The sequence below is a fragment of the Micromonospora sp. ABR4_055 genome (genome assembly GCF_056160425.1).
This window is the reverse complement of sequence record NZ_JBSWXD010000222.1, coordinates 1-8,166: the sequence shown is the minus strand read 5'-3', so window position 1 is coordinate 8,166 and position 8,166 is coordinate 1. Positions and strand designations below refer to the sequence as shown.

At 70.8% G+C, this 8,166-nt stretch carries 6 protein-coding genes and 2 rRNA genes; 6 read left to right on the top strand and 2 right to left on the bottom strand.

Annotated elements, in window-relative coordinates:
- Both ACXAHD_RS30145 and rrf read left to right on the top strand, forming a co-directional pair.
- Positions 1–191 (top strand): 23S ribosomal RNA (locus ACXAHD_RS30145); the annotation flags it as partial.
- 71 nt (positions 192–262) lie between these two features.
- Positions 263–379, top strand: a 5S ribosomal RNA gene (gene rrf / locus ACXAHD_RS30140).
- A 127-nt stretch (positions 380–506) separates the two neighbouring features.
- Here rrf and ACXAHD_RS30135 read toward each other — a convergent pair.
- Entirely contained in the window at positions 507–1,202 is a 696-nt protein-coding gene (locus ACXAHD_RS30135) for a hypothetical protein (RefSeq protein WP_289213393.1), read from the bottom strand.
- A 173-nt stretch (positions 1,203–1,375) separates the two neighbouring features.
- On the opposite strand from ACXAHD_RS30135, the gene ACXAHD_RS30130 reads away from it, so the two are divergent.
- From ACXAHD_RS30130 to ACXAHD_RS30120, 3 genes are all read left to right on the top strand, one after another.
- Positions 1,376–3,997, top strand: coding sequence for a valine--tRNA ligase (locus ACXAHD_RS30130; protein WP_289213392.1), 2,622 nt, complete (start codon positions 1,376–1,378; stop codon positions 3,995–3,997).
- Between the two features lie 98 nt (positions 3,998–4,095).
- Positions 4,096–5,367, top strand: coding sequence for a bifunctional folylpolyglutamate synthase/dihydrofolate synthase (locus ACXAHD_RS30125; RefSeq protein WP_289213617.1), 1,272 nt, complete (start codon positions 4,096–4,098; stop codon positions 5,365–5,367).
- 11 nt (positions 5,368–5,378) lie between these two features.
- Positions 5,379–5,762, top strand: coding sequence for a DUF4233 domain-containing protein (locus tag ACXAHD_RS30120; RefSeq protein ID WP_289213391.1), 384 nt, complete (start codon positions 5,379–5,381; stop codon positions 5,760–5,762).
- Positions 5,763–5,780: 18 nt separating this feature from the next.
- Here ACXAHD_RS30120 and ACXAHD_RS30115 read toward each other — a convergent pair whose 3' ends face one another.
- Positions 5,781–7,307, bottom strand: a complete 1,527-nt coding sequence (locus ACXAHD_RS30115; RefSeq protein ID WP_281551033.1) for a VOC family protein — start codon at positions 7,305–7,307, stop codon at positions 5,781–5,783.
- A 212-nt stretch (positions 7,308–7,519) separates the two neighbouring features.
- Between ACXAHD_RS30115 and ndk the strand changes: the two genes are divergently transcribed.
- Positions 7,520–7,945, top strand: coding sequence for a nucleoside-diphosphate kinase (gene ndk, locus ACXAHD_RS30110; protein ID WP_281551032.1), 426 nt, complete (start codon positions 7,520–7,522; stop codon positions 7,943–7,945).
- Positions 7,946–8,166 lie beyond the last annotated feature (221 nt).

The window sequence follows — 8,166 nt, the reverse complement described above, 5'->3', positions numbered from 1 at the left end:
CACGGCTGGTTGGCTACGTTCGGAAGGGATAACCGCTGAAAGCATCTAAGCGGGAAGCTCGCTTCAAGATGAGGTGTCCCACCCACTTTGTAGGGTAAGGCTCCCAGTAGATGACTGGGTTGATAGGCCGGAGATGTAAGCCAGGTAACTGGTTCAGTTGACCGGTACTAATAGGCCGAGGACTTGACTTCGAAGATGTACGCGTCCACTGTGTGATTCTGGGCAAACGAACACTTGTGTGTGTTTGGTTTGTTGTTAGGGTTACGGCGGTTATGGCGGAGGGGAAACGCCCGGTTACATTCCGAACCCGGTAGCTAAGCTCTCCAGCGCCGATGGTACTGCACTCGTGAGGGTGTGGGAGAGTAGGTCACCGCCGGACATCTTTACTTGTGGGCCACCCGTACGGGTGGCCCACAAGTGTTTTCCGGGAAAGTCCGCAGACGACGGCCCCCGGACAGAAGGCACAGACCCCCGCACCGGCTGTGCCGAGAACCGCAGCGCGGACGTCAGTCCCGCTGCTGGAGGTCCATGCGCAGGTCCGCGAGCAGCGCGGCGGACTCGTCGACGGTGCGTCCCGGGAACAGAGCAACCGCGATGCTCCCGTGGTCCGCCCACCCGCAGACCGGCATCTCCTGGTCGTCGGTGGGCGTGCTGCCACACTTCATCACCCCGCCGTACGTCCCGGCCGGCACCTGGTGGACGCCGGTCACCGAACCCTCCTCATCACCGACGATCTCCAGCAGCGCGTCCAGGTCGTGCTCGGGTGACCAGAGCAGGGCGGTGCCACCGAAGATCAGGACGCTGCGGTCCGCCGCCGACGGGTCCCGGTAGACCGCGGCCGTGCTGCGGTCCAGGTCGATACCGGCGGCGAAGGCGCTGTGCAGGTAATCGGCCGTACTCCTGGCCTGTTCCCCGTCGTCGCGGACCAGCCCGGCCGCCTGGGTCGGAGCGCTCAGGCTGGCATCCTTCTGCGCGACGATGCGTAGGCCGGTCGAACCGAGCAGACCGGCGCCCAGCACACCGATCGCGGCGAGCGAGCCGATGACGGCGACGCGCCGGCCGCGCCCGGCCCGGGCACCTCGGCTGCGGCCGTCTCCGTCGCCCGGCGTCGGCTGGGCGTCCGGGGTGACGTCGAACGGTTCCTGACGGTCTTCCGGTTCCTGGTGGGCCGGCCGCCGTCCGCCGAGTATGTCGTCGACCATGCCCGACACCGTACGTCACCGGGTCCGCGCAGCGGTGGGTGTGGCCCGTCGGCCCGCCAAGTGGGCCGGGGCCGCCGGTCAGCCGCAACCGGGCCTGCGTGAATCCAGGCGCGCTGGCTCCGTAAACTCGATGGGTGACCGAAACTTCGCAACCCCATCACGACGCTGCTCCCATGTTGCCGGCCCAGTACGCTCCGGGCGAGGTCGAACAGCGGCGGTACGAGCGGTGGGTAGCCGAGGGATACTTCCGCGCCGACGCGGGTAGCGGGAAGCCGCCGTTCACCATCGTGCTGCCGCCGCCGAACGTCACGGGGTCGCTGCACGTCGGGCACGCACTCGACCACTCGATCCAGGACACGCTGATCCGACGCAAGCGGATGCAGGGCTTCGAGGCGCTCTGGCTGCCCGGCATGGACCACGCCGGGATCGCCACCCAGAACGTCGTGGAGCGGCGGCTCGCCGCCGAAGGGCTGTCCCGGCACGACCTCGGCCGGGACCAGTTCATCGACCGGGTCTGGCAGTGGAAGGCGGAGTCGGGCGGCACCATCCTCGGGCAGATGCGCCGTCTCGGGGACTCGGTCGACTGGGACCGGGAACGTTTCACGATGGATGAAGGTCTGTCCCGGGCGGTGCAGACCATCTTCAAACGGCTCTACGACGACGAGCTGATCTACCGCGCCGAGCGCATCATCAACTGGTGCCCGCGGTGCCGAACCGCCCTGTCCGACATCGAGGTGGAACACAGCGACGACGACGGCGAGCTGGTTTCCATCCGGTACGGCGAGGGCGACGCGTCGATCGTGGTGGCCACCACCCGGGTCGAGACGATGCTGGGCGACACCGCTGTGGCGGTGCACCCGGACGACGACCGCTACCGTCATCTCGTCGGCACCGAGGTTGAGCTGCCGTTGACCGGTCGGCGGATCCCGATCGTCGCGGACGCGCACGTCGATCCGACGTTCGGCACGGGCGCGGTGAAGGTGACCCCGGCGCACGACCCCAACGACTTCGAGATCGGCCAACGGCACGGGCTGCCGAGTCTGACCATCCTTGACGAGCGGGCGGTGGTCACGGCGGCCGGACCGTTCGAAGGACTCGACCGGTTCGAGGCGCGGCCGGCGATCGTCGCGGCGTTGCGGGCCGAAGGGCGGGTGGTGGCCGAGAAGCGGCCGTACGTGCACGCGGTCGGTCACTGTTCGCGGTGCCGGACCACGGTCGAGCCGCGGCTGTCGTTGCAGTGGTTCGTCCGGACCGGCCCGCTGGCGAAGGCGGCCGGGGACGCGGTGCGTGACGGTCGGACCCGGGTGGAGCCGCCGGAGCTGGCCGCACGCTACTTCGCCTGGGTCGACAACATGCACGACTGGTGCATCTCCCGGCAGCTGTGGTGGGGGCACCGGATTCCGGTCTGGTACGGCCCGGCGGGCGAGGTCGTCTGCGTCGGACCCGACGAGCAGCCGCCGGCCGGTGCCGGCTGGCGGCAGGACGAGGACGTCCTCGACACCTGGTTCTCCAGCGCGCTGTGGCCGTTCTCCACGCTCGGCTGGCCGGACCAGACCGACGACCTGCGGACCTTCTACCCGACCAGCGTGCTGGTGACCGGCTACGACATCCTGTTCTTCTGGGTGGCCCGGATGATGATGTTCGGGCTGTACGCGATGGAAGGCCGGCAGCCGTTCGACGTGGTGGCCCTGCACGGCATGGTCCGGGACCAGTTCGGCAAGAAGATGTCCAAGTCGTACGGCAACGTCGTCGACCCGCTCGACTGGATCGACCGGTTCGGTGCCGACGCAACCCGGTTCACCCTGGTCCGGGGCGCCAACCCGGGCGCCGACGTGCCGATCAGCGAGGAGTGGTGCCAGGGTTCCCGCAACTTCTGCAACAAACTGTGGAACGCCACCCGGTTCGCGCTGCTCAACGGCGCGCACCTGACCGGCGACCTGCCCGATCCGGCGGACCTGGGCATGACCGACCGGTGGATCATGTCCCGACTGCAGGAGGTGACGGCCCAGGTCGACCAGCAGTTCGAGGCGTTCGAGCTGGCCAAGGCGTGTGACACGCTCTACCACTTCGCCTGGGACGACGTCTGCGACTGGTATCTGGAGCTGAGCAAGCCGGTGCTGGGTGCCGGCGGGGGGGCCGCCGACCGGACCCGCCGGGTGCTCGGCCACGTGCTCGACCAGCTGCTGCGGCTGCTCCACCCGGTTACCCCGTTCGTCACCGACGAGTTGTGGTCGGCGCTGGCCGGGTCGGGCCAGCCGGTGGCCGGCAGTCTGATGGTGGCTTCCTGGCCGGTCGCCGATCCGGCGTGGCACGATCCGGCGGCGGAGGCGGAGCTGGCCGTGGTGCAGCGGGTGGTCACCGAGGTCCGCCGGTTCCGGTCGGATCAGGGGCTGCGGCCAACCCAACGGGTCAGCGCCCGGCTGACCGGTCTGGCCGACGCGGGCGTCGGCGGGCACGAGCCGCTGATCCGGTCGCTGACCCGGCTGGACGAACCGGCCGTCGAGTTCTCGGCCACCGCGAAGCTTGCCGTGACCGCGCAGGTCGGGGTCGAGTTCGACACCCGCGGTTCGATCGACGTGGCGGCTGAACGCGCCCGGTTGACCAAGGACCGGTCGGCGGCCAAGCGGGAAGCCGAGCAGTGTCGGGCCAAGTTGGGCAACAGCGCGTTCGTCGACAAAGCACCTGCCCCGGTGGTGGACAAGATCCGTACCCGGTTGACGGCGGCCGAGGCGGAGCTGGCCCGCATCGCCGGAGCGCTCGCCGCGCTGCCGGCCGCCGACGGTGAGCAGTCGTGACGGTACGTCGACCTGGAGCCACCGGCGGCGCGAAGCAGCGGCCGGGTGGCGAGTTCGCGCGGGTCGAGCAGGAGCTCGCCGACCGGGGCTTCACCAGGATGGTGTTCGACCTGGACCGGATCGGCCAGCTGCTGGACCTGCTGGGCAGCCCGCAGCGGGCGTACCCGTCGATCCATCTGACCGGGACCAACGGCAAGACCTCGACCGCCCGGATGATCGACTCGTTGCTGCGGGCCTTCGGGCTGCACACCGGCCGCTACACCAGTCCGCACCTGGAGACGGTGCGGGAGCGGATCAGCCTGGACGGTGAGCCGGTCAGCGAGGAGCGATTCGCCGCAGTGTACCGGGAGGTCGCGCCGTTGGCCGGCCTGGTTGACAAGCAGGCAGCGGAGCCGCTGACGTACTTCGACACGACGACGGCGCTGGCGTTCGCGACGTTCGCCGACGCCCCGGTCGACGTGGCGGTGGTGGAGGTCGGGCTGGGCGGCGCCGAGGACGCCACCAACGTGCTGTCCGCCGGTGTCTGCGTGATGACGCCGATCGGTCTGGACCACACCGAGTGGCTGGGTGACACCCTCACCGACATCGCCTGGGCCAAGGCCGGCATCGTGCACGCCGGGTCGACGGTGGTCACCGCGGTGCAGCCGGAGGAGGCGGCCGGGCCGATCCTGGACCGGTGCGCCGAGGTGGGGGCAACCATCGCCCGGGAGGGCGGCGAGTTCGGAGTGGTCCACCGCGCTGTCGCGGTCGGCGGGCAGATGCTCACGTTGCAGGGGCTCGGCGGCCGGTACGACGAGGTGTTCCTGCCGCTGCACGGGGCGCATCAGGCGCAGAACGCGGCGTTGGCGCTGGCGGCGGTGGAGGCGTTCCTCGGTGCCGGTCCGGGCCGGACGTTGGACGCCGAGCCGGTCCGGCAGGGCTTCGCCGGGGTGTCGTCACCAGGCCGGCTGGAGCGGGTACGCAGCGCGCCGACGATCCTGCTCGACGGCGCCCACAACCCGCACGGGATGGCGGCTACGGTCGCCGCGGTGCAGGAGGAGTTCGCGTTCCGGCGGCTCGTGGTGGTACTCGCCGTGCTGGCCGACAAGGACGCCGAGGCGCTGCTGGATCTGCTGGAGCCGGTGGCGGACGCGCTGGTGGTGACCGGCAACACGTCGCCGCGGGCGATGCCGGTCGGTCAGTTGGCCGGCCTCGCGGTCGAGGCGTTCGGCGTGGACCGGGTACGGGTGACCCAGCAGATGCCGGACGCGATCGAAGCGGCGGTGGAGCTGGCCGAGGCCGACCTCGACGGGGAGCTCAGCGGGGTGGGGGTCCTGATCACCGGGTCGGTGGTGACGGTGGCCGACGCACGCCGGCTGCTGACCCGGTGAGCGACGGCCCGGTGAGCGACGAATCCGTGAGCGACGACCCAGCCGGGCTGCCGCCGCGTCAGTCCGGGTTGCGCAACCCGTCGGCCGCCGCGCGCGGGCTCGGCGCGGCGACTCTCGGCCTGGAAGCGTTGGTGCTGGTGCTGGCGATCCAGCCGATCCGGATGCTGGGCGACGGCTCCGTCCCGGCGGCCATGGTGGCCAGCGCCGTCCTCGCCGTCGGCGCGGTGCTGCTCGCCGGTCTGCTGCGGCGCCGCTGGGCCTGGTACGCCGGCACCGTGCTGCAGGGGCTGGTCCTGCTCGCCGGTCTGCTGCACTGGTCGCTGCTGGTGGTGGGGGTGCTGTTCGGCATCGTCTGGGCGTACGTGTGGCACGTCCGGCGGGTCATTCTCAGCTGACCACAGCCGTCGCCGGGGTCACTGCGACACGTCGGCGTCGGACGTCGGCTGGTCGCGGTCACGCCACTCGATGATGGCGATGCCGTGGCCGTCCGGGTCGCGGAAAGCGGCTGCCCACAGCTCCAACCGGGCACCACGGTTGACTGCCCGGGGCGCGTAGGTGAACCGCACCCCTTTGGCCTTGAGTTCGTCGTGCATCCGTTGCAGGCCGTCGACTTCTAGGTTGAGGTGCATGAGCCGACGGTTGACCGGGGCGACCTCGGGCACCGACCGCAGCACCAGGCGGGTCTGCCCGGAGGCGAGCACTGCGTTTCCGTCACCGCCGTCGATCTCGAAGAAGCCGAGCATGTCGCGGTAGAACTCGACCGACCGGTCGAGGTCCGCGACGAGCAGGGTCAGACCGACGCCGTGAATCGGCCCGTGATCGTCGGCCGGTTCGCCGGCCAGGGTGTCGGGGCCGGCGGCGGCCAGGTCGGCGAGCGGTCCGTCCGGGTCGGGCACCGACCCGCCGTCGGGGTCGTCTGCGTCCGGGTCGGGCTGGTCGGCCAGCGCCGTCCCAGTGGCGGTCGGTGACTCGGCGCGGGCCTCGGCGGCGGCCCGGCCCCGGTCCGCTCCGGCGGTGACCGTGCCGGCCTCCGGCTCGGCGGGTGGGGAGTACGGCCGTGGCCGGGCACGGCGCGGCAGCGGCACCGGCTGCGGGTCCACCACCGTGCCGTCCACCACCTTGTGGCCGCCCGGAGACTGGCTCACCACGACGGGGTCGCCGACCTTGCCGGGGTCCTTGCCGGGGTTGCCGGGATCCTCCGGCTCGGACGGTTCGATGTCCGGGTCGAACCCTGGGGTGGCGAAGTCCGGGCGGGGGTTCTCCGCCGGGTCGCGTTGGCGCTGACGCGGATCGTCGGCCGGACCGGCGGGCTCGGCCGGATCGTCGTCGCGCAGCCCCGCACCGAGATCGGCGGTCCGGGTGGTGTCCGGGTCGAGGAACAGGTCGTCGGAGCGTCGCCGCACCCACGGCGGCTCCTCATCGACGTCGAGCAGGTCGTCGTCGAGGGTGCTGAAATCGGGCTCGTCGAACTCCGGCGGCAGGTCGGCCCGCTGCGCGGCGGCTTCGGCGTGGGTGAGCACGTCGTCCCAGATGATCCGTACGTGACGTTGGTCGTCGATGGCGACCATGATCGGCAGCGTGGCACCGGGGTCGGGCCACTTCGCCACCGGCACCCGGGGGTCGCGGACCTTGACCGACCGTGGCGGTACGCCCGGCGCGTCCACCAGGATCTGCAGTTCGCAGCGGCCGTAGGTGGAGGAGGCCGGCGGCTCGGAGACGCTGCGGACGTGGGCGATGCCAGCCACCCAGGCGCGCTCAGTGCCGGGGAACGCGGTGATCAGCACCAGGCTGACCGCGAGCACCAGCAGCGCCACGCCCAGCGCGGCGATCGCCCAGCTGGTCATGCCTGCGCCGAAGAGGATGATGAACGTGGCGAAAGTGCCCAGCACCGTGCCGATGAGCTTGCGGGCGGTGGAAACCGATCGATGGCCGTTCGCCACAGTAGACCTCCCTGCGTCAAGGCCAGGCTAGGCCGGGCCCGGCGAGGATGGAAGAGCCACGACCGGTGGCGTCGGTAGCCGCCGGTCCTCGTCCGTCCCCTGGCCCTCCATCATGACGCGCGGGGCGGCGTGGACCCACTAGGCTGGCAGCGCCAGTCCGTACCGGATCGCTCCGCAGGGGAGCGCTGCCGGTCCGTCGATAAGGAGCCAGCGTGTCCAGCCCCACCGATGTCGAACGTACCCTCGTGTTGATCAAGCCGGACGCGGTCCGGCGCGGCTTGGTCGGCGAGATCCTCGGCCGGTTCGAGCGTAAGGGACTGTACCTGGTCACCCTGCAGTCGCGCCGGATGGACGAGGACCTGGCCGGCGCGCACTACGCCGACCATGTGGACAAGCCGTTCTACCCGCCGCTGAAGGAGTTCATGACCGGCGGGCCGCTGGTCGCCCTGGTGCTCGCCGGTGACCAGGCCATCGATGTGGTCCGTGGGCTGATCGGCACCACCGACGGGCGAAAGGCGACGGCCGGCACCATTCGCGGCGACCTGGCGCTGTCCAACCGGGAGAACCTGGTGCACGCCTCGGACTCCCCGGAGAGCGCGGCCCGCGAGATCAAGCTCTGGTTCCCCGACCTGGGCTGACCCCGGTCGATCAGCCGCAGGTTGTCGGCCGGTTCGTGTGCTGGCCACCTGATTCGGGGGATCTCGCCACATTTCATCGATAGACCTCTTGGGGACACCGGACTTCCCAGGAGGATTCGATGAACCCATTCGACCGCCGTACCCTGCTGCGGGCCGGACTGGCCGGCGGCACCGGACTCGCTGGCGGCGCGCTGCTCGGCGGAGCCGGCGCGGCCGCCAGC

What these genes read in the sequence shown, in the direction of transcription:
- ACXAHD_RS30130 (WP_289213392.1), top strand. Translation starts at nt 1,376, where the DNA reads ATGTTGCCGGCCCAGTACGCTCCGGGCGAGGTCGAACAGCGGCGGTAC.
- ACXAHD_RS30135 (WP_289213393.1), bottom strand. Translation starts at nt 1,202, where the DNA reads ATGGTCGACGACATACTCGGCGGACGGCGGCCGGCCCACCAGGAACCG.
- ACXAHD_RS30125 (WP_289213617.1), top strand. Translation starts at nt 4,096, where the DNA reads ATGGTGTTCGACCTGGACCGGATCGGCCAGCTGCTGGACCTGCTGGGC.